The sequence below is a fragment of the Variovorax trehalosi genome, assembly GCF_051216415.1.
GTDB lineage: Bacteria > Pseudomonadota > Gammaproteobacteria > Burkholderiales > Burkholderiaceae_C > Variovorax.
In genome coordinates this window covers 538,011-557,319 of record NZ_JBPJZG010000002.1, presented here as the reverse complement: position 1 = coordinate 557,319, position 19,309 = coordinate 538,011, and the positions used below count along the sequence as shown (strand labels likewise).

The following is a 19,309-nucleotide window of genomic DNA, read 5'->3' as shown; positions in this document are numbered from 1 at the left end:
AGGCCACATCGAGGATTTCATATGCCAATAACCGAAACGGCGGGTGCCGTCGAGCGTCCGCGCTTCGTTTCGGGCTCGCTGCTGCGCCATGTCTGCGTGATGGCCGGCACCGGTGCCATCGGGCTGATCGCGGTGTTCGCGGTCGACCTGATCAACCTCTTCTACATCTCGCTGCTCGGGGAGAAAGAGACCGCGGCGGCGGTCGGTTTCGCGGGCGTGGTGGGGTTCTTTCATGCGTCGCTGTGCATCGGGTTGACGATCGGCATCGCGGCCGTGGTGTCGCGCACGGTGGGCGCGGGGCGCGCCGCGGATGCGCGACGCATCGCTACATCGAGCCTCGTGCTGATGACGGCCGCGTCGGTGGTGGTGGGAAGCGGCACGGCCTTCTTCCTGCACCCTGCCCTGCACGCGCTCGGCGCCGAGGGCGAGACGGCGCGGCTCGCGCAGCGCTACCTCGCGGTGACGGTGCACACGCTGCCGCTGCTAGGCCTCGGCATGGCGTGCTCGGCCCTCCTGCGCTCCATTGGCGACGCGCGCCGCTCGATGACGGTCACGCTCGCGGCGGCCTTCGTGACGGCGGTGCTCGATCCGATATTGATCTTCGGTTTCGGGCTGGGGCTCGACGGTGCTGCCATCAGCGCGGTGGTCTCGCGCATGGTGCTCGCGGCCATCGGGCTGCATGGCGTGATGGTGAAACACCGGATGCTCGGGCGCTTCGAGGCATCGCAATTGGCCGGCGATGCGCGTGCCCTCGCGAGCGTTGCGGGGCCGGCGGTGCTGACGAACCTCGCGACGCCCGTGGGCGCTGCGTTCGTCACGCATGCGATCGCGCAGTTCGGGCCGTCGGCTGTTGCGGGCGCGGCGACCATCGACCGGTTGAGTCCGGTGGCCTTCGGCCTCGTCTACGCGCTGAGCGGTGCGGTCGGGCCGATCGTGGCGCAGAACCTCGGTGCCGGCCAATACCGCCGCGTGCAGGAAGGGCTGCGCGACAGCCTGCTCTTCATGGTGGCTTCGGTGGCCGTCGCCTGGCTGGTGCTGGCGCTGGGACAGGGCGTGCTGATCCGCGCGTTCTCGGCCGAGGGGCAAGCGGCCGAGCTGATCGCGCTCTTCTGCACCTGGCTCGCGGCGAGCTTCTTCTTCTCGGGCGGGTTGTTCGTGGCGAACGCGTCGTTCAACAACCTCGGGCATCCGCTGCTGTCGACCTTCTTCAACTGGGGCCGCGCCACGCTGGGCACGATTCCGTTCGCCTGGTGGGGCTCGCACCACGGCGCGGCCGGGGTGCTGATCGGACAGGCCGTGGGCTCGTCGATCTTCGGGTTGCTGGCGGTAGTGGTGGCGTTCCGGCTGGCGGCCAAACTGGCGCGGCAGGAGCCGTCGATGAAGGCGCCCGCCCCGGTGCTCGATGCGCCGGTGGCGCCGACCTCGGCGCATGGCGACGCTGCGGCGCTCGCCACGCCGCAGCCGGTGGCCGCTACTGGTCCTGCAGCGTCAGCAGCCGCACCTTGACCGACTTGCCCTTGACCCGGCCGCTGCCGAGCTTGTGCGCTGCTTCTGCCGCAATGGCGCGGTCCACCGCCACGTACGTCGAGAACTCGTTGACGTTGATCTTGCCGACCTGGTCCTTCGTGTAGCCGCAGTCGCCGGTGAGGGCGCCCAGGACGTCGCCGGCGCGGATCTTTTCCTTGCGCCCACCGACGATCTGCAGCGTGGCCATCGGCGGCTGCAGCGGCGCGCCCTTGCCGGGCGTGAGCTCGGCCAGTTCGTGCCACTCGGACTCGCGGCCCTGCAGCTGTTCGATCTTTCCGACGCTGCCCATCTCGTTCATGCTGGCGAGGTTGAGCGCGAGGCCTTCGGCGTCGCCCGACTGGCCCACGCGGCCGGTGCGGCCGACGCGGTGGATGTGGATCTCGGAATCGGGCGTCACGTCGACGTTGATCACCGCTTCGAGGTGCGAGATGTCCAGGCCGCGCGCCGCCACGTCGGTGGCCACCAGCACCGAGCAGCTGCGGTTGGCGAACTGCACCAGCACCTGGTCGCGTTCGCGCTGTTCGAGCTCGCCGAAGAGCGCCAGCGCGCTGAAGCCCTGCGCCTGCAGCACTTCGACGAGGTCGCGGCACTGCTGCTTGGTGTTGCAGAAGGCCAGCGTGCTGACGGGGCGGAAATGGTCGAGCAGCAGGCTCACGGTGTGCAGCCGCTCGCTGTCCTTCACCTGGTACCAGCGCTGGCGGATCTTGCTGCCTTCATGCTGCGCCTGCACCGTGATCTGCTGCGGGCTCTTCATGAACTGCTGCGCGAGCTTGGCGATGCCTTCGGGGTACGTGGCCGAGAACAGCAGCGTCTGGCGCTCCTTCGGGCACTGGCGCGCGACCTTCACGATATCGTCGAAGAAGCCCATGTCCAGCATGCGGTCGGCTTCGTCGAGCACCAGCGTGTTGAGCGCCGAGAGGTCGAGGTTGTCGCGCTCCAGGTGGTCCATGATGCGGCCCGGCGTGCCGACGACGATGTGCGCGCCGTGCTCCAGGCTGGCAATCTGCCCGCGCAGCGCGACGCCGCCGCAGAGCGTGACCACCTTGATGTTTTCTTCCGCGCGCGCCAGGCGCCGGATCTCGGTCGTGACCTGGTCGGCCAGCTCGCGCGTCGGGCACAGCACCATCGCCTGGATGGCGAAGCGGCGTGCGTTGAGGTTGGCGAGCAGCGCGAGCGCAAAGGCGGCGGTCTTGCCGCTGCCGGTCTTGGCCTGGGCGATCAGGTCCTTGCCGAGCAACGCCGGCGGCAGGGCGGCGGCCTGGATGGCCGTCATCTGCGTGTAGCCGAGCTGGGTGAGGTTGGCCAGCATCTGGGGCGAGAGCGCCAGGGTGGCGAAGCCGTTGTCAGCGTGGGAGCCGTCGGCTGTGGGATTGGTCGTAGTCATCGTTTCAGCAGCCGGGACCCGGGAAAAACAAAGGCCTTGCCGGCACCCTTCGCGGGGTGCCGCAAGGCCTCTTGTCCGTCGCGGATCAGCGGCGGGGAGAGTTGTTGCCGCCGGTCGGCGGCGGGCCGCGACGTTCCAGGTGGCGGAAGGTGATGCGACCCTTGGTCAGGTCGTAGGGCGAGAGTTCGAGCGACACCTTGTCACCCGCCAGGATGCGGATGTGGTGCTTGCGCATCTTGCCGCCGCTGTAGGCGATCAGCTGATGGCCGTTGTCCAGCGTGACGCGGTAGCGCGAGTCGGGCAGGACTTCGGTCACTGCGCCGTTCATTTCGATCAGTTCTTCCTTGGGCATGCTTGGTTACCTCTGAATCTCGTTCGATGTGTGTTGGATATGAAGATGGGCGTGATTGTTTCAGCCTGCGCACGGCAAGGCGAGAGGCGCGTGGCGCTCGCGCACCCAGCCCAGGCCTTGGTCGATGGCATAGCCGACGGCGGCGGCGTGGCTCGCAAAACGTGGCGTGAAACGCATCACGCGGTCGTGCATGCCGCTGCCGTGGCCGGAGCGGATCGAGACGGAGGCGGCGAAATTGCCGTCGTCCTGGTGTCGAATGAGCGGGGAAACAAGGTACTTGCCCACCGCGATACTGTGTTGAATGATGTCCATGAAGCCTTGGCACAGCGCGCGAATGTTGGACGCGAAGTGCCTGAAAAATAATTGAAAACGGGCGTGGGCCGGCCGGAATGGCGCGGCGGACGCGCTATTCGCTTCAACAAGAACGAAGGCAGTGGTGGCAATCATGGGCGCCCGGTCTGGCGCTCCAACACACTGGGGAGCCGGCTGAAAGTGTGGGGGCCTGAAGAATCCAAGGGACAGTGCAGGTCAGCCGGCAATATGACGAAGTGCTTCGTCGTGGTATCGAAACGAACCCGCCATTATAGCTTGACGGGCATGACAGTTGCCCGTCTTCAAAGCAAGCCGGGGCCCGATGACCCCGCCAAGGACGGTCGTTTCTGTGGAGTTTGCTATTGAAAATATAGCAAAACACGCTGCAATCAGGCAGCCAGCGGCGATGTCGGCGAAGAAATCGCAGCCTGCAACTTGTGGGCGGCGCGCAACATCAGGCCCAGCCCTACAAGCTGGCTGGCGGCGGCGGCCCAGCCCACGGCGCTCACGCCGAACAACTCGATCACCACGCCGCCCAGCGCAGAGCCTGCCGCGATGCCCAGGTAGATCGCCGAGGCGTTGAGCGACAGCGTCATCGGCGCGCGGTCCGGTGCCAGGCGGATCAGCCGCACCGCCTGCGCCGGGCCGAAGCCCCAGCCCGCAAAGCCCCAGAGCGCCGACAACGCCACGATCAGCGGCAGCGCCACGTCGCGCGGCAGCATCTGCGCCGAGAACGACAGCCCGCCGAAGATCACCACCAGCACCAGTGCGAAGGCCTGCGCCACGCGGTCGGCGCCGAAGCGGTCGGTGGCCCAGCCGCCGGTGGCAGTGCCAAGGGCCGCCGCGACGCCGATCGCGCAGAACACGGCGCTCACGCCCTGGGCGCCGAAGCCCACCGTGCCCGACAGGAACGACGCGATGTAGGTATAGAAGCTGAAGCCGCCGGTGGTCCACAGCACGGAGGTCAGCAGGGCCGGCAGCACGCCGGGCTTGCGGGTGACCGCGAAGGACGGCGCGCGCGCGGCAGGGGTTGGCGCAGAAGCCAGGCCGCGCGGCAGACCGATGGCCACGCCCCAGGCGGCCAGCGCCGCCACCGCGGCGACCAGCAGGTAGGCCGTGCGCCAGCCGCCCCAGCCCGCGATCCACGCGCCCAGCGGCACGCCGAGGGCGACCGCCACCGTGCCGCCGCCGGTCACGATGGCCAGCGCCCGGCCGCGCAGCGTGGGCGACACCATCGAGGCCGCCACCGCGCTCGCGGTCGGCAGGAACACGCCGGCCACCAATCCGAGTGCGACCCGCGCCAGCGCCAGTTGCGCGAAGCCCTGCGCCATCGACGCGGCCAGCGTGATGCCGGAAAACGCCGCGAGGCTGGCGACCAACAGCGGCCGCCGGCCGAAGCGCGCGAGCAGCGCAGCCATCAGCGGCGAGCCGATGGCGTAGCTCAGCGCGAACAGCAGCACCAGTTGCCCGGCGCGCGCGGCGCTCACTTGCAGGTCGGCCGCCAGCATCGGCAGCAGGCCGACGACCATGAAGCTTTCGGTGCCCAGGGCGAAGGCGCCCAGCGCCAGCCACGCGAGGCTGACAGGCAAGCGTTCGGCGGGTAGCGCTTGCGGGGCGGCGAGGGGTGCGGTGTGCATGGCGGGACTCCGGTGAGCGTTCTGAGGCCTTCAGAATAGGCTTGCGATTGGCTCTTCAAAAGAACCACAATCGGCGAACTTCATGGAGCCACTTTTCGAACTCGCCATCCGCCTGCCGGACACCGGCTCGCGCGACCTGCTGCGCGAGGTGCACCGGCAGTTGCGCGACGCCATCCTCGACGGCCGTCTGCAGCCCGGCGCGCGCCTGCCCGCCACGCGTGCGCTTGCCGGGCGGCTGGGCGTGTCGCGCAACACCATGCTCGCGGCCTACGACCTGCTGCTAAGCGAGGGCTACCTGCTGGCGCGTCCCGGCGCAGGCACTTACGTGGCCGACACGCTGCCGCAGTCGCGCCGGGGCCGCACGTCCAAAGGCACGTTGACCCGGCGCGATCCGCGGTTGGTGCCGCTGAACGTGCCGGGCGCCGACCTCGCGCCCACGCTGCAGCCGCAACGCGCGCGCGACGACTTCCGCGTCGGCCTGCCCGACATCGGCGCCTTCCCCTTCGATATCTGGCGCCGCCTGTCCGACCGTGCACTGCGCCGCATCGCGCGCGAGCCCGCCGACTACGCCGAGCCGCAGGGCCAGTCCGCACTGCGCGAGGCAATCGCGAAGCACGTGTCGTTCACCCGCGCGGTCGGCTGCACCGCAGACGACATCGTCGTCACCGCCGGCGCGCAGCAGGCCTTCGGATTGCTCGCGCGCATCCTGGTCGTGCCGGGGCGCACCGTGGTCGCGGTGGAGCAGCTTTTCTATCCGTCGCTGCGCGAGGCCATGACCGCAGCGGGCGCGAAGGTGGTCACCGTGCCGACCGACGTCGAGGGCCTTTGCGTCGACCGCCTGCCGCCCGAGGCGCGCGTGATCTGCGTGACGCCCTCGCACCAGTTCCCGACCGGCGTCGCGATGTCGCCGCAGCGGCGCGCGGCGCTGCTGGCCTTCGCGCGGGCGCGCAACGCGGTCGTGATCGAGGACGACTACGACAGCGAATTCCGCTTCGCCGGCCGTCCGCTCGACGCGCTGCAGACGCTCGACCGCGCCGAGTCGGTCTGCTATGTCGGTACCTTCTCCAAGAGCCTGTTTCCCGCGCTGCGGCTGGGCTTCGTGGTCGCGCCGCCGTGGGCGCGTGCGGCGCTGGTGCGGGCACGCGAGCTGGCCGACTGGCACGGGCCGGTGCTGGGGCAGGAGGCGCTGGCTGCGTTCATCGCCGAAGGGCATCTCGCGCGCCATATCCGCAAGATGCGCAAGGTCTACGGCGCGCGCCGCGCCGCCTTGCTCGAGGTGCTGGCGAGGCATTGCGCGGGGCGGCTCGAGGTGATTCCTTCCGATGCGGGGCTGCATCTGTCGGCGTGGCTGCGCACCGGCACGCGCGACCACGCCGTGGTCGAACGCGCCGCGGCGGCCGGCATCACGCTGCCGCCGCTCTCGCGCTTCGCGCTGGACCCGCAGGCGCCCGACGTGCCCAACGGCCTCGCATTCGGCTACGGCCTCATCGACGAATCGCAGATCAACGGCGCGATCCGCCGCCTCGCCGCGCTGCTCTGAGCGCTGCCCTTCGCGCACGCATTGGCGCTGCGCTCCTACAAGGCGCTCTGCGAGCGCGCCGGATCGTGGGTCTATTGCAAGTCGCAGAAAGAAGAGCCCCGATGAACACCGCCACGCTTTCCACCGCCCCCGTGCGCTTCGACCCGTCCGTGGAGACGGTGGCCGACGACGAGCTCCAGACCCAGGCCGAACTCGTCGGCACGCTCCTGGGCATGTCCCGCACCATGGCCGATCACACCGGCCATGCGGCGCGCAGCGTGCATGCCAAGAGCCACGGCCTGCTGCATGGCGAACTGCGCGTGCTCGACGGCCTGCCCGAGCCGCTGGCCCAGGGCCTTTTCGCCACGCCGGCCCGCCATGCGGTGGTGATGCGCCTGTCCACGCCGCCTGCCGAGATGCTGGACGACCGCGTCTCGCTGCCGCGCGGCATGGCGCTCAAGGTGATGGATGTCGAAGGCGAGCGCGTGGAAGGCTCGGAGGCCCACACCACGCAGGACTTCCTGTTCGTCGACGGCCCGGTGTTCCCCGCGTCCGATGCGAAGGGGTTCCTGAAAAGCCTGAAGCTGCTCGCCGGCACCACCGACAAGGCGCCCAACGCCAAGCGCGTGCTCTCGAGTGTGCTGCAGGGCGTGGAAAAGGCCGTCGAAGCGGTCGGCGGCCAGAGCGGCACGCTGATCGCCATGGGCGGCCACCCCGAGGTCCATCCGCTGGGCGGCACCTTCTTCACGCAGGTGCCGCTGCGCTACGGCAACTACATCGCGAAGCTGCAGCTGGCGCCGGTCTCGCCCAACCTGGTGGCGCTGGAGGGCCAGCCCATCGAACTGGACGACAAGCCCGATGGCACGCGCGAAGCGGTCATGGACGTCGTGCGCCAGCAGTCCGCCGAATGGGAACTGCGCGTGCAGCTGTGCGTGGACCTGGAGCGCATGCCGGTCGAAGACGCCTCGGTCGAATGGCCGCAGGACCTGAGCCCCTTCGTGCCCGTGGCGCGAATCACCGTCGGCCCGCAGGTCGGCTGGAGCGACGAACTCGCACGCGAGATCGACGACGGCATGGCCTTCAACCCCTGGCACGCGCTGGCCGCGCACCGGCCGCTGGGCCACGTGATGCGTGCGCGCAAGGCCGCGTACGCCGCCTCGTCGAACTACCGCAGCGAACGTAACGGCTGTCCGTTGCACCGCTGAGCGGGGTTCAGCCCAGGCCGAGCATCTTCCGGTTCGACGCCACGTCCACGTCGCCCGCCGCGAAGTCGTCAAAGGCGCGGTCGGCCACGCGGATGATGTGATCGGCAATGAAGGCCGCGCCCTCGCGCGCGCCGTCTTCCGGGTGCTTGATGCAGCACTCCCACTCGAGCACCGCCCAGCCCGGGAAGTCGTACTGCGCCATCTTCGAAAAGATGGCCTTGAAGTCCACCTGCCCGTCGCCCAGCGACCGGAAGCGCCCTGCCCGGTTGATCCAGCTCTGGAAGCCGCCGTACACGCCCTGCTTGCCGGTCGGGTTGAACTCGGCGTCCTTCACGTGGAAGATCTTGATGCGCTCGTGGTAGTGGTCGATGTACGCCAAGTAGTCCAGTTGCTGCAGCATGAAGTGGCTCGGGTCGTACAGCAGGCAGGCGCGCGGATGGTTGCCCACGCGCTCCAGGAACATCTCGTAGCTCACGCCGTCGTGCAGGTCTTCGCCGGGGTGGATTTCGTAGCCCACGTCCACGCCCGCGGCGTCGAAGGCATCGAGGATCGGGCGCCAGCGGCGCGCGAGTTCGTCGAAGGCTTCCTCGATGAGTCCCGGCGGGCGCGGCGGCCACGAGTAGAGGTACGGCCATGCCAGCGCGCCCGAGAAGGTCGCGTGCGCCGTGAGCCCGAGGTTGGCCGAGGCCTTCGCCGCAAAGTGCAACTGCTCGACGGCCCACTGCTGGCGCCGCACCGGATCGCCGCGCACCTCGGGCGCCGCGAAGCCGTCGAAGCCCGCGTCGTAGGCCGGGTGTACCGCGACCAGTTGGCCCTGCAGGTGCGTCGAGAGCTCCGTGATCTCCAGCCCGTGCTTGGCGAGCGTGCCCTTCACTTCCTCGCAGTAGGTCCTGCTCTCGGCGGCCTTCTTCAAATCGAAGAGGCGCGCATCCCAGCTCGGAATCTGCACGCCCTTGTAGCCCAGGCCTGCGGCCCATCCGGCAATGCCGTCGAGCGTGTTGAAGGGGGCAGTGTCTCCCGCGAACTGGGCCAGGAATATGGCGGGGCCCTTGATCGTTTTCATGGCTTGTCTTCCTTATGCGTCGTGGCGGCGTTGAAAGCATACTTGGCGTGTCGTCCGACCCCGTGCGAGAGGCCAACGAGCCACAATGGACTTTCCTTTTCGCACCTCCCGATCAGTTCGCGCTGACAGTCCCGCGATGACGCAACCTGTTTCCGCCCGGCTCAAGATCGGCCTGTCGGCCTGCTTCTCGCATGCCGACCCGGCCCGCTCGCTCTTCACCAACAAGACGCTGCAGTACGTCGAGCAATCGATCGCGCACTGGCTCATGTCGGCCGGCGCGATGGTCGTGATGGTGCCCTGCCCTACCGGCGAAACCGCGCGCGGCGACACCAAGCTCTCGCACTATGCGGAATGGCTCGACGGCGTGGTGATGCACGGCGGCGCCGACGTCTGGCCCGGCAGCTACGGCGAGGTGCCGCTCAAGGACGCCTGGATCGGCGACCAGATCCGCGACCTCTACGACCTGGCATTGGTCGAAGCCTTCGAGCAGGCCGGCAAGCCCGTCTTCGGCGTGTGCCGCGGGCTGCAGCTCATCAACGTGGCCTTCGGCGGCACGCTTTACCAAGACATCGAGGAACAGCACGAGGGAGGCCTGCGCCACCGCGACCCGGTGACCTACGACCAGAACTTCCACGAGATCGAGATCGTGAAGGGCACGCGCCTCTCCAAGCTCTACCCGCAGGTGGAGACCGCGCGCGTCAACAGCATCCACCACCAGGGCATCAAGGGGCTCGCCCCGGGTTTCGAGATCGAGGCCTGGAGCCTGCCCGATCGCGTGCCCGAGGCCATCCGCCGCCTGCCCGACCGCGGCCGCAGCTACATCTCTGCAACGCAATGGCATCCCGAATTCCACAAGTACGGCAGCACCGAGACGGTCGACGACACGCCGATCCTGCATGACTTCCTGTGGGCCTGCGCGACCGCCAAGGTCGCGCCGAAGACGCCGCCGCGCTCGAGTTCCGGCAAGATCCGCGACCGCGCGGCGCGGGTGCTGCGCCAGGCGCTGCTGCGGCGCTGAAGATCAGCGGCGGTCCGAGCGGTTCGAACTGCCGCTGACGCTGGCGTCGATGGTGCCGAACACCGTGACGCCGCTGCCGGACGAGGCACCCGAGGCACCGTTGGCCGAACCCGCCGAACCGGTGCCGGCGCAGCCCGCCACCAAGGCGCCCATCGCGAGGGCGAACACAGCTGCAATGAATGACTTCACGGGAAACTCCAAGAATGGTTGGGACTGCGGACCACTATAGGCCGCCGTCGTGCCCGGTCTTGTAACAACACTGCCGACGGCGGCCCTTGGCCCTTACTCGGGCTTCGCGCCCGAGGCCTTCACTGCCGCGCCCCAGAGCCCGATCTCGCTCGCCACGAAGCGGTCGAACTCAGCGCCGCTCGTGGGCGCGGGTTCGGAGCCGCGCTCGCGGATGAAGCGCGCCATCTGCTCCGTCTTCAGGATGTCGGTCACCTCGTGGTTCAGCCGTTCCACGATCTCGGGCGGCGTGCTGCGCGGCGCCATCAGGCCGAGCCAGCCGACAGCCTCGAAATTCTTCGTGCCCGCCACACCGCTCTCGCGCACGGTCGGCACCTCGGGCAATTGCGACGAGCGCGTGGCCGAGGTCACCGCCAGCGCGATGGCCTTGCCCGCCTTGATGTGCGGCAGCGCGGCCGTCACCGAATCGACCATCAGCGGCACCTGGTTGCCCAGGAAGTCCGACTGCGCCGGCCCGCTGCCGCGGTACGGAATGTGCGTGATGAACACATGCGCCGCCGACTTGTACATCTCGCCCGACAGGTGCTGCGTGCCGCCGATGCCGGCGCTCGCGTAGCTGAGCTTTCCGGGCTCGGCCTTGGCACGCGCCGTGAGGTCGGCCAGCGTGCGGATGCCGCTCTCGGGCGTGGCAAGAAACACCAGCGGCACCTTCGCGATGAGCGAGATGCCGACCAGGTCGCGGCGCGGATCGAAGCCCGGCTTGGCATAGAGCGTCTGGTTCACCGCCATCGCGCTGCCGGCCACCACCAGCGTGTAGCCGTCGGGCGCTGCGCGCACCACGAACTCGGTGCCGATGTTGCTGCCCGCGCCGGCCTTGTTGTCGATGATCACGGGCTGGCCCAGTCGCTTGCCGAGCTGTTCGGCGAGCGCGCGGGCGAAGATGTCGGTGGCCTGCCCCGGTGGGAACGGCACGACCAGCTTGACGGGCCTGTCAGGCCACGCGGCGGCCTGGGCAAGGCCCGCGCCGCCCAGCAGCATAGCTGCGGCCAGCGCGGAGGCAATGTGTCGGCGCCGCATGCCGCGTCAGGCCGCGTCGGGCGCCGAGAGGTGCTTGCCCACGATGCCCGCGAGCTCGAACATCGTCACCTGGTCCTTGCCGAACACGGGCTTCAGCTTCGCGTCGGCATTGATCGCGCGCTTGTTGGTCGCGTCCTGCAGGCCGTTGGCCTTGATGTAGTCCCACAGCTTCTTGATGACCTCGGTGCGCGCCACGGGTTCGGCGCCGATCACCGCGGCCAGCGAGTCGCTGGGCTTCAAGCCCGCGCCCGGCTTGCGCGGCGCGGCGGCCTTCTTTGCGGCCGGTGCCTTCTTGGCCGCAGGCGTCTTCTTCGCCGCCACCTTCTTCGCTGCCGCGGTCTTGGCGGCCGGCTTGCCGAAGGTCTTGCGCGGCGGGAACTTGCTGCCGCCTTCGCGCGGCGCGAATTCGAAGGTCACCTTGCCCTCTTCGGCGTTCCAGGTGAGGAAGGCCTTGAACGCGCGGCGCGTGCGCATGCTCACGAACTTGTCGAGCAGGTCGGTCTTGCCGGTGGCGAGCAGCTTTTCCATCTGCGCGCGTTCCACCGGCTGCTGCAGGATGATCTTGCCGGTCTTGAAGGTGCAGCTGGGCGTCGGCTGCGCGTTGGTCGGCACCGACTTCTCGCAGACATAGTTGCTGCCGTGCTCGAACACCGGCGCGCCGCACACCGGGCACGGGCCCACGGTGTCCTGCTCGCTGAAGTCGACGATCTCGCCGGTGTCGCCGTTCTTGTCGTCGCCGAAGTCGAACTCCAGCTTCCAGTTCTTCGATTCTTCCTCGTCGTACTTGAGGATGATCTCGGCGGTGAAGGGCCAGCCCGCCTTGGAGCGGAAGCCTTCCAGCGGGCCGATGTGCTTGTCGCGCAAGAGCGCCTCGGCCTCGGCCACCTCGAAGGTGCGCCCGGCCGGCGATTTGCCGAACGAGAAGCCGCAGGCGTCCTCGCCCGTGCCGCTCTTGCCCACGCAGCCGTAGCGGCGGTAGTTTTCCTTCACCACGCCGCCGCAGTTGGGGCATGGCGTCGCGAGCGTGGCGTAGTCGCCCGGCACGGTGTCGCGGTCGTATTCCTTGGCCTTCTTGACGATGTGCTCGGTCATGGCGGCGATCTCGCGCATGAAGGCGTCGCGACTGAGCGCGCCCTTCTCCATCTGCGCGAGCTTGTATTCCCACTCGCCGGTGAGCTCGGCCTTGGAGAGTTCTTCCACGCCCAGGCCGCGCAGGAGCGTCATGAGCTGGAAGGCCTTGGCCGTCGGGATCAGCTCGCGGCCTTCGCGCAGCATGTACTTCTCGGCAATCAGCCCTTCGATGGTGGCCGCGCGCGTGGCGGGCGTGCCCAGGCCCTTCTCCTGCATCGCTTCGCGCAGCTCGTCGTCGTCGATCGTCTTGCCCGCGCCTTCCATGGCGCCGAGCAGCGTCGCTTCGGAGTAGCGCGCGGGTGGGCGCGTCTTCAGGCCCTTGATGTCGGCGGACTCGGTGTTGACGATCTCGCCCGGCTTCACCGGCACGAGGCGCTTGCCGTCCTTGTCGTCTTCTTTTTCGTCGTCCTGCGCTTCCTTGCCGTAGATGGCGAGCCAGCCCGGCTTCACCAACACCTTGCCGTCGGTGCGGAACGGGTACTTCTTGCCGCCCTGCTCCACCGTGCTGATGCGCGTGGTCACCTGGTGCTCGGCGCTCGGGAAGAACACCGACAGGAAGCGGCGCACCACGAAGTCATAGAGCTTCTGCTCGGCCTCGCTCAGGCCGCTGGGGGCCTGCAGCGTCGGGATGATCGCAAAGTGATCCGACACCTTGGCGTTGTCGAAGATGCGCTTGTTGGGCTTGACGTAGTTGCCGTCGACCGCCTGCTTGGCGAACGGCGCCAGGTGCTTCATGCCGCTGTCGGCGAGCATCTCCATGGTCTGCTTGACCACCGGCAGATAGTCTTCCGGCAGCGCGCGCGAATCGGTACGCGGGTAGGTCAGCGCCTTGTGGCGCTCATACAGGCTCTGGGCAAGTGCGAGCGTGGTCTTGGCGCTGAAGCCGAAGCGGCCGTTGGCCTCGCGCTGCAGCGAGGTCAGGTCGAACAGCGCGGGCGAGGCCTGCGTGGTGGGCTTGCTCTCTTCGGTGACGGTGGCGGGCTTGCCGCGCGAGGCGTCGGCGATGGCGCGGGCTTCCTGCTCGCTCCACACGCGGTCGGCGCGCTGCTCGGCATCGGGTTCGCCGTTGGCCAGGAGCGGCGCGTTGGCCTTCTTCCAGTCGGGGTTGAACCACTTGCCCGGGTACTGGCCGGCCTCGGCCGCGAAGCTGCCGTGGATTTCCCAGTAGTCGCGCGAGACGAACTTGCGGATCTGTTCTTCACGTTCCACGACGACCGACAGCGTTGGCGTCTGCACGCGGCCCACGGTCGTGAGGAAGAAGCCGCCGTCGCGCGAATTGAATGCCGTCATGGCGCGCGTGCCGTTGATGCCCACCAGCCAGTCGGCCTCGGAGCGCGAACGCGCGGCGTCGGCCAGGCCCTGCATCTGCTTCTCGCTGCGCAGCGCATCGAAGCCGTCGCGAATCGCCTGCGGCGTCATCGACTGCAGCCACAGCCGCTTGACCGGCTTGCCCAGCGGGCTCTTGCCGCCGGCGTACTGCTCGATCAGGCGGAAGATCAGCTCGCCCTCGCGGCCCGCGTCGCAGGCGTTGATGAGCTGCGTCACGTCCTTGCGCTTGGCCTGCTTGACCACCGCGTTCAGGCGCGTCTTCGTCTTGTCGACCGGCTTGAGGTCGAAGTGCGGCGGGATAACGGGGAGGTTGGCAAAGCTCCACTTGCCCCGCTTGACGTCGAACTCCTCGGGCGCCTGGATTTCGACCAGGTGACCGACAGCACTGGTCACGACATAGCTGTCGTTCTCGAAATGCTCGTCATGTTTGTCGAATTTGCCGGCTACCGGCGTGAGGGCGCGGACGATGTCCTGGGCCACCGACGGCTTTTCTGCGATTACCAACGTCTTTGTCATCTATGGGCTCTCTATACTCTGCGGCTTCCCGCGTACGCACGCGCGCACACGCATGTGTGCATATTCAAACTAACAGACTTCGGCGATGCCTTCCAAATCCCCACAACTCGCCGGCCGCCGCATCCAGATGCGGCGCTCGGATGTCCATGGCAACGGCGTGTTCGCGGTGGACGACCTGGCCGAAGGCGAAACGCTGATCGAATACAAGGGCGAGGTCATCAACTGGAAAGAGGCGCTGCGCCGCCATCCGCACGACCCGGCCCAGCCGAATCACACTTTCTATTTCCACATCGACGACGGTCGCGTGATCGACGGCAACGTCAAGGGCAACGACGCCCGATGGATCAACCACTCGTGCGAGCCGAACTGCGAAGCCGACGAAGTCGATGGGCGCGTTTATATCAAGGCACTGCGCAACATTGCTGCAGGAGAAGAGCTCAACTACGACTACGGGTTGATCATCGACGAGCCGTACACGCCCAAGCTCCTGTCCGAATTTCCTTGCTGGTGCGGCTCCGAGCAGTGCCGCGGCACGCTGCTGACACCCAAGGATGAGGACGAAGAGAAGAAAAAGAAGAAGAAAGCCAAGAAGAAGGCTGAAAAGAAAAAGGCCGAGAAGAAAGAGGCCAAGAAGGCCGATAAGAAAGCCGACAAAAAGGCTGAGAAAAAAGACGAGAAAAAGAAGTCCAAAAAGGACAAGTCCGACAAGGACTGAGCATGGGCAACACCACGGCTGCCTGGCACGAGGACCGGATCGCCGCTGCGGTGGCGCCGCTGCTGCCCGGGTTCGCGGTCGAGGCCGTGGCCGAGATCGATTCCACCAACACCGAGCTCATGCGCCGTGCGCGCGCCGGCCGCGTCGAGCCGGTGCTGCTGGTGGCCGAGCGCCAGACCGCAGGGCGCGGCCGCCTCGGCCGTGCGTGGCAGAGCGCGCCACAGAGCGAGGAGCAAACATCGCTCCTGTTCTCCCTCGGCCTGCCGCTCGCGCCGGCCGACTGGTCGGGCCTCTCGCTCGCCGTCGGTGTCAGCGTGGCCGAAAGCCTCGATCCGACGGGCGCGCACAAGGTTGGCCTCAAGTGGCCCAACGACATCTGGGTGAACGACAGCAAGCTGGTCGGCATCCTCATCGAGACCGCATTGCCGCACGCCGCCGGGCCGGGTGCGCCGCGCTACGTGGTGATCGGCATCGGCATCAACATCGGTGCGCGCGAAGCCGACGGCATGCGCACGCCGCCCGCGTGGCTGCATCAGTGGCGCCCCGGCGCCACCGCGCCCGAAGTGCTGCGCGAACTCGCCGAACCGCTGGTGCGCGACGTGCTCGCCTTCGAGGCGAAGGGTTTCACGCAGTTCGCCGAGCGCTTTGCCGCGCGCGACGTGCTGCGCGGCCGCGAGGTGGTGCTGAGCGACGGCACCGCGGGCGTCTGCGAAGGCGTGGCCTGGAGCGGTGAGCTGCAGGTGCGCACGGCCGCGGGCCTGCAGGCCATCAACAGCGACGAAGTGAGCGTGCGCCCTCGCGGCATGGCGTTCTGAGCATCATCACCACCATGAAACTGCGCCTGGCATTGATCGTCCTGCTGCTGGCCAATGCCGGCTACTTCTTGTGGGCGCGCGGCGATCTGGTGGGCTTCGGCCTTGCGCCGGCGAGCCTCAACGAGCGCGAGCCGCAGCGTGTGTCGCGGCAGATCAAGCCCGAATGGGTGCAGGTGCGCAAGGACGCGAAGGCGGGCGCGCCCGCGCCGTAACCGGGGATCAGGCGGCGCGCGCGAACATGCGGCGCGCCTTGGCCAGTGCGGTCTGCAGCTTCTCTTCGGATGGTGGCTCGTGCGAACTTGAACTCAGGCCGAATTTCTTGCCCGCGATTTCCTGCACCGCGACCAGGATGCCGCGAAGCGCCACCGGATCGGTCTCGGCTTCGAGGGCGGCGCGCAAGCATTCGAGTGCCTTGGGCGCCGCGCTGCGGTGGTTGAGCACGATCTGCATCAGCGCACTGGCGGCCCATTGGCGGTTCGCAACGGCGGGGTCATTGGCGAGCAGCGGCGCCACCTTCGCGATGTCGGTCGTGCCGCCGAGCCAGCCGATCACCCACAGGCCCTTGCAGCGGAGGTCTTCGTGCGGCGATGCGAGCGTAGCGCGCGCCAGTGCCGCCGTTTCCTTCAGTCGCCGGCCCTTGCGGTACTTGAAGGTGCCGAGCATCTGCAGCACCGTCGCTTGCATCGCCGGGTCGTGCTCCTGCCCGAAGCACGCGAGCAGATGGTCTTCGGCTTCGTCGCCGCGTTCGCTGAACTTGCGGCAAAGCCAGTCGTACAACTCGCTGTCCATGCCGGTGTCGCGCAGCAGCGCGTAGTGGAAGGCCAGCGCCTCGGTTGATTGGAGCTCCAGCAGGTCGGCGCCGAAGTCGAACATGTCCGACACGTCGGTGTCGGTGCGAATCGTCTTGAAACGGCGGCGCAGCGCCTCGATGGCTTTGCTCTCTTTGGCGGACGCGCTCACTCCAGATGCTCTCCTTCGAAACGGACGGTGAAGCGCGCCCCCGGCGGATGCTTGCCCGGATGCGCGTCCTCCAGTTTCACCTGCGCGCGGTGCTGGTTGGCAATCTCCCGCACGATCGGCAGGCCCAGCCCCGAGCCGTCGGCCTCGTTGCCGAGCACGCGGTAGAAGGGCTCGAACACCAGCTCGCGGTCGGCCTCGGCGATGCCCGGGCCGTTGTCTTCCACCTGCAGCAGCAGCACATGGCCGAAGGGGTCGGCCAGCACGCGCGCGGTGATCACGCCGGGGTGCTCGGGCGTGGAGGGCGTGTAGTTGAGCGCGTTGTCCACGAGGTTGCGCACCAGCTCCTTCAGCAGCGTCGGGTTGCCGTCGAACATCACGCCGGGCGCGCCGGCCTCCGCGCCGTCGTAGCCGAGGTCGATGCGCTTCTCGATGGCGCGCGGCACGGCCTCGCGCACCACCTCGATGGTGAGCCGCGCCAGGTCGCAGGGCTGGTGGCGGGTGTTGGCACCGTGGGCCTCGGCGCGCGCGAGCGAGAGCAGCTGGTTCACCGTGTGGGTGGCACGCACGCTGGCGCGGCCGATCTGCTTGAGCGACTGCTTGAGCTCGTCGGCATTCGCGCCCTCGCGCTGCGCCAGGTCGGCCTGCATGCGCAGGCCCGCAAGCGGCGTCTTGAGCTGGTGGGCCGCGTCGGCGAGAAAGCGCTTCTGCGTGTCGATGGAGTCGTTGAGCTTGTTCAGGAGCTCGTTGACCGACGACACCAGCGGCACCACTTCGAGCGGCACCGACGATTCATCGAGCGGGCTCAAGTCGCCGGGGCGCCGTTCGCGGATGCGCGCCTCCACCACCGACAGCGGCTTGATGCCGCGCACCAGCGCGAGCCAGATCAAGAGCACCGCGAGCGGCAGGATGGCGAATTGCGGCAGCAGCACGCCTTTGATGATCTCGGTGGCGAGCACCGACTGCTTCTCGCGCGTCTCGGCCAGCTGCAGCAGCGTGGGCGGCACGTCTTCAACGCCGCTGGCGATCCACAGCGAGGCCACGCGCACTTCCTTGCCGTGCAGGGCGCTGTTGTGCAGGAACACCTGGCCGGGCGGCAGCGGCTCGTCGAGGCCGGGCATCGGGAGGTCGCGATCGCCGCTCAGCAGCGTGTCGTGGCCGTCGAGCAGCTGGTAGTACACATGGCCGGCGTTGTCGGCGCGAAGGATCTCGCGCGCCGGCTGCGAGAGCACGAACTGCGTCTGCCCGTCCTTCACCGTCACGAGTTCGGCCAGCGCCTTGACGTTGTGCTCGAGTGCGCGGTCGAACGGCGCATTGGCGATGCCCTGTGCCACCAGCCAGGTGACGCCGATGCTCACCGGCACCAGCAGCAGGAGCGGCGTGAGCATCCAGTCGAGGATCTCGCCGAACAAGGAGCGCTGGGCGCGCTGGAAAAGCTTCAAGGGGCAGGTTCCTGAAGGAGCGAGAAATTGCTGGCGGGCGTGACTTAGTGCGGCGGTTGCAAGCCGCGCCGCGGCGGTTGCATGGGTGCCCGGTTGTAGTCTCTGCGCGCAGTTTCTGCAATTCCATAAAAAATCTCAGGGAGTGTCATGAAGACCAAGTCATTGAACGGCTGCGCGCAGCCATGGTGGATCGCCGCGACGGTGCTGGCGGCGGGCGTCGCCGCCACCGGATGCGGTGGCGGCGGTGGAGGCGGCGGAGGTGGTGTCGGATTTCCTCTGCCACCGGTCACACCAACGGCGACCGCGCCTGCCCCCGCCCCCGCGCCGCCCAGTGCGCCATCGACACCGCCGAATCGCGACCCGGTGCCCGGCAGCGAGCCGCTGCCGTCGTTGAGCGCGCCACAGGCCGGTTCGACCGCTGCCGTGGGCAACGACAGCGAAGGCATCTACGTCTCGCTGCTCGATCTCACCCTCATCGGGGCCGACGGCGCGATTGCCAGCAAGGATCACATCGGCACGCTGTGGGGATCGATCAAGGTCGCGGGCCTGGACTGGTCCTTCAATCCGGACACGGCCTACTACTTCATCGATGCCTCGCCCGTGACGGGTTCGGGCACCTTCACCTCCAAGAAGACGATGCGCGGGACCTATGCCTACGGCAAGCGTGAACCCTCGGCGTTCGGCCCCCTGAACTATGCGACGGAGAACGCGCTGGCGGTTTCGCAGGACAGTGTGGTCGGAAAGTGGGCCAACCCGGACAGCAACTTCGGCGTCGGCCTGTCGATCGAGGTCGATGCCACAGGGGCGTTCACGGGTAAGACGGCCGGAGTGCAAATTGGCAACTGCAGCATCTCGGGCATCCTCGCGCAGGCGGAACCCGGCACGTCCAAGAACATGTACGGCTTCAAGCTGAGCGCAGTCGATGGCAGCACCGATGGCAAGGATGCCTGCAAGCTCAAGACGGACCGGCCTTACCTGGGGCCGGCGGCCATCGTCCTGGTGCCCGCGGGATCCTTCGACAGCAATGGCTATTTCCGAAGCGTCTTCTTCTTGGTCAGGACGACCAACGGTGCCACCCTGTCGGCCGGTTTGCGCAAGCAGCCGTAGAGCTGAAACCGCAGGAC

Annotated in this window: 18 protein-coding genes; 8 read left to right on the top strand and 10 right to left on the bottom strand. The window is 68.0% G+C overall.

The window, feature by feature from the left end; translation table 11 throughout:
* Positions 1-21: 21 nt before the first annotated feature.
* The gene (locus ACSFA7_RS10600; RefSeq protein ID WP_435499312.1) at positions 22-1,506 is read left to right on the top strand and encodes an MATE family efflux transporter; all 1,485 of its coding nucleotides are present in this window, start codon (positions 22-24) and stop codon (positions 1,504-1,506) included.
* On the opposite strand, the gene dbpA is transcribed toward ACSFA7_RS10600, so the two are convergent.
* The 4 genes from dbpA to ACSFA7_RS10580 form a co-directional block, all read right to left on the bottom strand.
* Entirely contained in the window at positions 1,472-2,911 is a 1,440-nt protein-coding gene (gene dbpA, locus ACSFA7_RS10595; protein ID WP_435499311.1) for an ATP-dependent RNA helicase DbpA, read from the bottom strand. The two genes, ACSFA7_RS10600 and dbpA, sit on opposite strands and share 35 nt — an antisense overlap.
* 85 nt (positions 2,912-2,996) lie before the next feature.
* Complete coding sequence (infA, locus tag ACSFA7_RS10590) at positions 2,997-3,263, bottom strand: translation initiation factor IF-1 (protein WP_093128941.1); 267 nt, start codon at positions 3,261-3,263, stop codon at positions 2,997-2,999.
* Positions 3,264-3,323: 60 nt separating this feature from the next.
* The gene (locus ACSFA7_RS10585; protein WP_206179820.1) at positions 3,324-3,575 is read right to left on the bottom strand and encodes a hypothetical protein; all 252 of its coding nucleotides are present in this window, start codon (positions 3,573-3,575) and stop codon (positions 3,324-3,326) included.
* A gap of 389 nt (positions 3,576-3,964) precedes the next feature.
* A complete protein-coding gene (locus ACSFA7_RS10580) occupies positions 3,965-5,212 on the bottom strand; it encodes an MFS transporter (RefSeq protein ID WP_435499310.1) in 1,248 nt (415 codons plus the stop codon).
* Between the two features lie 82 nt (positions 5,213-5,294).
* Between ACSFA7_RS10580 and pdxR the strand changes: the two genes are divergently transcribed.
* Complete coding sequence (pdxR, locus tag ACSFA7_RS10575; protein WP_435499309.1) at positions 5,295-6,752, top strand: MocR-like pyridoxine biosynthesis transcription factor PdxR; 1,458 nt, start codon at positions 5,295-5,297, stop codon at positions 6,750-6,752.
* Positions 6,753-6,853: 101 nt separating this feature from the next.
* The gene (locus ACSFA7_RS10570) at positions 6,854-7,936 is read left to right on the top strand and encodes a catalase family protein (protein WP_435499308.1); all 1,083 of its coding nucleotides are present in this window, start codon (positions 6,854-6,856) and stop codon (positions 7,934-7,936) included.
* A gap of 7 nt (positions 7,937-7,943) precedes the next feature.
* Here the strand turns inward: ACSFA7_RS10570 and ACSFA7_RS10565 are convergent, their stop codons facing one another.
* Positions 7,944-8,999 (bottom strand): sugar phosphate isomerase/epimerase family protein, encoded by a 1,056-nt coding sequence (locus ACSFA7_RS10565; protein ID WP_435499307.1) that lies wholly within the window; start codon positions 8,997-8,999, stop codon positions 7,944-7,946.
* Between the two features lie 136 nt (positions 9,000-9,135).
* Between ACSFA7_RS10565 and ACSFA7_RS10560 the strand changes: the two genes are divergently transcribed.
* The gene (locus tag ACSFA7_RS10560) at positions 9,136-10,017 is read left to right on the top strand and encodes a gamma-glutamyl-gamma-aminobutyrate hydrolase family protein (RefSeq protein WP_435499306.1); all 882 of its coding nucleotides are present in this window, start codon (positions 9,136-9,138) and stop codon (positions 10,015-10,017) included.
* A gap of 3 nt (positions 10,018-10,020) precedes the next feature.
* Here ACSFA7_RS10560 and ACSFA7_RS10555 read toward each other — a convergent pair whose 3' ends face one another.
* From ACSFA7_RS10555 to ACSFA7_RS10545, 3 genes are all read right to left on the bottom strand, one after another.
* Complete coding sequence (locus ACSFA7_RS10555; RefSeq protein ID WP_435499305.1) at positions 10,021-10,206, bottom strand: hypothetical protein; 186 nt, start codon at positions 10,204-10,206, stop codon at positions 10,021-10,023.
* Between the two features lie 93 nt (positions 10,207-10,299).
* Positions 10,300-11,280, bottom strand: a complete 981-nt coding sequence (locus ACSFA7_RS10550; RefSeq protein WP_435499304.1) for a tripartite tricarboxylate transporter substrate binding protein — start codon at positions 11,278-11,280, stop codon at positions 10,300-10,302.
* A gap of 6 nt (positions 11,281-11,286) precedes the next feature.
* Entirely contained in the window at positions 11,287-14,256 is a 2,970-nt protein-coding gene (locus ACSFA7_RS10545; RefSeq protein WP_435499303.1) for a DNA topoisomerase III, read from the bottom strand.
* An 85-nt stretch (positions 14,257-14,341) separates the two neighbouring features.
* Between ACSFA7_RS10545 and ACSFA7_RS10540 the strand changes: the two genes are divergently transcribed.
* Genes ACSFA7_RS10540 through ACSFA7_RS10530 form a run of 3 tightly spaced genes read left to right on the top strand, consistent with a single transcriptional unit; the run spans position 14,342 to position 15,998 of the window.
* Positions 14,342-14,971, top strand: a complete 630-nt coding sequence (locus ACSFA7_RS10540) for an SET domain-containing protein (protein ID WP_435499302.1) — start codon at positions 14,342-14,344, stop codon at positions 14,969-14,971.
* A gap of 2 nt (positions 14,972-14,973) precedes the next feature.
* Entirely contained in the window at positions 14,974-15,786 is an 813-nt protein-coding gene (locus ACSFA7_RS10535) for a biotin--[acetyl-CoA-carboxylase] ligase (protein WP_435499301.1), read from the top strand.
* Between the two features lie 14 nt (positions 15,787-15,800).
* Positions 15,801-15,998 (top strand): sporulation protein, encoded by a 198-nt coding sequence (locus ACSFA7_RS10530; protein ID WP_206176267.1) that lies wholly within the window; start codon positions 15,801-15,803, stop codon positions 15,996-15,998.
* Positions 15,999-16,005: 7 nt separating this feature from the next.
* Here the strand turns inward: ACSFA7_RS10530 and ACSFA7_RS10525 are convergent, their stop codons facing one another.
* Together ACSFA7_RS10525 and ACSFA7_RS10520 are read right to left on the bottom strand one after the other, a co-directional pair.
* Positions 16,006-16,746 carry a hypothetical protein gene (locus ACSFA7_RS10525; RefSeq protein WP_435499300.1) on the bottom strand — a complete coding sequence of 247 codons (741 nt, stop codon included), beginning with the start codon at positions 16,744-16,746 and terminating at the stop codon, positions 16,006-16,008.
* The gene (locus tag ACSFA7_RS10520) at positions 16,743-18,185 is read right to left on the bottom strand and encodes a sensor histidine kinase (protein ID WP_435499299.1); all 1,443 of its coding nucleotides are present in this window, start codon (positions 18,183-18,185) and stop codon (positions 16,743-16,745) included. Before ACSFA7_RS10520 ends, ACSFA7_RS10525 begins: the two co-directional genes overlap by 4 nt.
* Positions 18,186-18,332: 147 nt before the next feature.
* On the opposite strand from ACSFA7_RS10520, the gene ACSFA7_RS10515 reads away from it, so the two are divergent.
* Positions 18,333-19,292 (top strand): hypothetical protein, encoded by a 960-nt coding sequence (locus tag ACSFA7_RS10515; protein ID WP_435499298.1) that lies wholly within the window; start codon positions 18,333-18,335, stop codon positions 19,290-19,292.
* The last annotated feature ends 17 nt before the right edge of the window (positions 19,293-19,309 follow it).

Bases quoted from the DNA above. Each gene is read 5' to 3' on its own strand.
- pdxR (WP_435499309.1), top strand. From the start codon at position 5,295: ATGGAGCCACTTTTCGAACTCGCCATCCGCCTGCCGGACACCGGCTCG.
- ACSFA7_RS10515 (WP_435499298.1), top strand. From the start codon at position 18,333: ATGAAGACCAAGTCATTGAACGGCTGCGCGCAGCCATGGTGGATCGCC.
- ACSFA7_RS10585 (WP_206179820.1), bottom strand. From the start codon at position 3,575: ATGGACATCATTCAACACAGTATCGCGGTGGGCAAGTACCTTGTTTCC.
- ACSFA7_RS10580 (WP_435499310.1), bottom strand. From the start codon at position 5,212: ATGCACACCGCACCCCTCGCCGCCCCGCAAGCGCTACCCGCCGAACGC.
- ACSFA7_RS10545 (WP_435499303.1), bottom strand. From the start codon at position 14,256: ATGACAAAGACGTTGGTAATCGCAGAAAAGCCGTCGGTGGCCCAGGAC.
- ACSFA7_RS10550 (WP_435499304.1), bottom strand. From the start codon at position 11,280: ATGCGGCGCCGACACATTGCCTCCGCGCTGGCCGCAGCTATGCTGCTG.
- ACSFA7_RS10535 (WP_435499301.1), top strand. From the start codon at position 14,974: ATGGGCAACACCACGGCTGCCTGGCACGAGGACCGGATCGCCGCTGCG.
- ACSFA7_RS10530 (WP_206176267.1), top strand. From the start codon at position 15,801: ATGAAACTGCGCCTGGCATTGATCGTCCTGCTGCTGGCCAATGCCGGC.
- ACSFA7_RS10560 (WP_435499306.1), top strand. From the start codon at position 9,136: ATGACGCAACCTGTTTCCGCCCGGCTCAAGATCGGCCTGTCGGCCTGC.
- ACSFA7_RS10540 (WP_435499302.1), top strand. From the start codon at position 14,342: ATGCCTTCCAAATCCCCACAACTCGCCGGCCGCCGCATCCAGATGCGG.
- ACSFA7_RS10600 (WP_435499312.1), top strand. From the start codon at position 22: ATGCCAATAACCGAAACGGCGGGTGCCGTCGAGCGTCCGCGCTTCGTT.
- infA (WP_093128941.1), bottom strand. From the start codon at position 3,263: ATGCCCAAGGAAGAACTGATCGAAATGAACGGCGCAGTGACCGAAGTC.
- ACSFA7_RS10565 (WP_435499307.1), bottom strand. From the start codon at position 8,999: ATGAAAACGATCAAGGGCCCCGCCATATTCCTGGCCCAGTTCGCGGGA.
- dbpA (WP_435499311.1), bottom strand. From the start codon at position 2,911: ATGACTACGACCAATCCCACAGCCGACGGCTCCCACGCTGACAACGGC.
- ACSFA7_RS10570 (WP_435499308.1), top strand. From the start codon at position 6,854: ATGAACACCGCCACGCTTTCCACCGCCCCCGTGCGCTTCGACCCGTCC.